At 58.9% G+C, this 1014-nt stretch carries 1 protein-coding gene; it reads left to right on the forward strand.

The window, feature by feature from the left end:
- A partial coding sequence (locus tag NQS30_RS21260; protein WP_350322352.1) for a condensation domain-containing protein occupies positions 1-1014 on the forward strand: 1014 nt, incomplete at both ends.

Raw genomic sequence — 1014 nt, forward strand, 5'->3', positions numbered from 1 at the left:
GAAGGACGGGAAAGCGATGACGTGCGGGCGGAGCTTGCGACACGCCTTCCGGCCTACATGATGCCGGCTCAGTTTATAGAGATGAGCGAATGGCCGGTCACGCCGAGCGGAAAGCTTGACCGCCGCGCGCTGCCGGCTCCCGGCGGAGCGGCAGACAGACGGGCGTACACCGCCCCGCGGAACGTCACAGAAATGAAGCTTTGCGCCCTTTGGGAAGAGGTGCTGAAAAACGGCCCCGTCGGCATCCGGGATCACTTTTTTGAGCGGGGCGGCCATTCGTTAAAAGCGACGGCTCTCGTCTCCCGCATCGCCAAAGAGTTCGGTGTTCAGGTGCCGTTACAGGACATCTTCGCCCGGCCGACGGTGGAAGAGCTCGCTTCGGTCATTCAGGACTTGGAAGAGAGCCCGTATGAAGCGATTCAGCCTGCGCAAACACAGGACACCTACCCGGTGTCTTCGGCGCAGAAACGGATGTATGTGCTCCAACAGCTTGAAGACGGCGGTGTCGGCTACAATATGCCGGCTGTGCTGGAACTGACGGGTCCGCTTGACCGCGGCCGGCTGGAGGAGACGTTCCGGCAGCTTGTGGAGCGGCATGAGTCGCTCAGAACGTCCTTTGAAACGGGGCCTGACGGCGAACCGGTGCAGCGCATCCATGACAGCGTGCCGTTTCAGCTGGATGAGGCCGAGTCAGCTGACGCATTCGTCCGGCCGTTTTGTCTGGAAGAAGCGCCGCTCTTCCGTGCGGCTCTCGTGAAAGAATCGGACGAACGTCATCTTTTATTAACGGATATGCATCATATTATTTCTGACGGTGTGTCCGTCAACACCTTGATAAAAGAATTCGGCGAGCTGTACGCAGGCCGTTCGCTTGCGCCGATGCGCCTTCAATATAAAGACTATGCCGTCTGGCAGCGGTCGTTTCAGGAGAAAGAAGGGTACCAGAAGCAGGAAGCCTATTGGCTGAAGCGGCTTGAAGGAGAGCTTCCGGTGCTTGAGCTTCCGGCTGACAAG

The sequence above is a fragment of the Bacillus sp. B1(2022) genome (genome assembly GCF_040259625.1).
GTDB lineage: Bacteria > Bacillota > Bacilli > Bacillales > Bacillaceae > Bacillus > Bacillus velezensis.